Origin of the sequence: Bradyrhizobium sp. 157 (assembly GCF_023073815.1) — a bacterium.
Classification (GTDB): Bacteria; Pseudomonadota; Alphaproteobacteria; order Rhizobiales; family Xanthobacteraceae; genus Bradyrhizobium.
The window spans coordinates 1-986 of record NZ_JADPKF010000002.1 but is presented as its reverse complement, the minus strand read 5'-3'; the positions used below and the strand labels follow the sequence as shown (position 1 = coordinate 986).

The 986-nt window shown below is 60.1% G+C and carries 1 protein-coding gene; it reads left to right on the top strand.

Going from position 1 to position 986, the window contains the following annotated elements; all coding sequences use genetic code 11:
* The first annotated feature begins 212 nt into the window (after positions 1-212).
* Entirely contained in the window at positions 213-788 is a 576-nt protein-coding gene (locus tag IVA95_RS00010; RefSeq protein ID WP_247508629.1) for a nucleotidyltransferase family protein, read from the top strand.
* The last annotated feature ends 198 nt before the right edge of the window (positions 789-986 follow it).

Here is a 986-nt window from a genome sequence, read left to right as displayed (position 1 = left end):
CATCAGGCCTTGGCAGGGCAAACTCCCAAGGCCTTCGCCGCTACCAAGACCACCGCGATCCAATCAGCGAATTAGTGAACATCGACAATTGCGAGCGAAGCGAAGCAATCCATCTTGCGGCAGTGAAGAATGGATTGCTTCGTCGCTACGCTCCTCGCAATGACGACGTGCGGCATTCGTGCCACCCAGCTACGATCCCCAGGCGAACGGCAATGAACCAGGACCAATTCCTCACCGCCGCTCTGCGCAATCCCATCAACGAAATCATCACCGAGGAACTGTTTCGACTGTCGCTGCCGGACGCGTGGCTGGTCTCCGGCTGCCTGGTGCAGACGGTGTGGAACGTGCTCACCAAACGCGCGGTCGATTACGGCATCAACGATTACGACGTGTTCTATTTCGATCCCGATACGTCCTGGGAAGCCGAGGATGCCGTCATCCGCGCGCTGGCGCAGCGATTTTCAAGCCGCGGCATCGCGGTCGAGGCGCGCAATCAAGCGCGCGTGCATCTCTGGTACCCGAAGAAACATGGCCTGCCATACCCTCCGTTGCGTTGCTCGACCGATGGCATCGATCGCTTTCTGACCAGGAACACCCAGATCGGAATCCGGCGCACGCGGAATGGGCATGAGGTTTACGCGCCGAATGGTTTTGACGATGTCGCCGCACTGATCGCGCGGCCTAACCCGGGACCAAATTTTTCGGTCGCAAATTATGAGGCCAAGGCTGCGCGCTGGAAGGCGCTGTGGCCGGAGCTCACGGTGTTGCCGGCGGAACGAGTTTCGTAGCCCGGATGGAGCGCAGCGCAATCCGGGACAGTGTTGCCACTGGATACAGTCCCCCGGATTGCGCGGAGCCTGTCATCGGGCGCATTCGCGCGACCGGTTGGCTCCATCCGGGCTTCTGTAACGGGCCTTAGTTAGTCAATCCCTTTTTGCGCTGTCCACCTGCCGGGCACTTGCTTCTGTACGGGATCGGCACTGAGG

Bases quoted from the DNA above. Each gene is read 5' to 3' on its own strand.
- IVA95_RS00010 (WP_247508629.1), top strand. From the start codon at position 213: ATGAACCAGGACCAATTCCTCACCGCCGCTCTGCGCAATCCCATCAAC.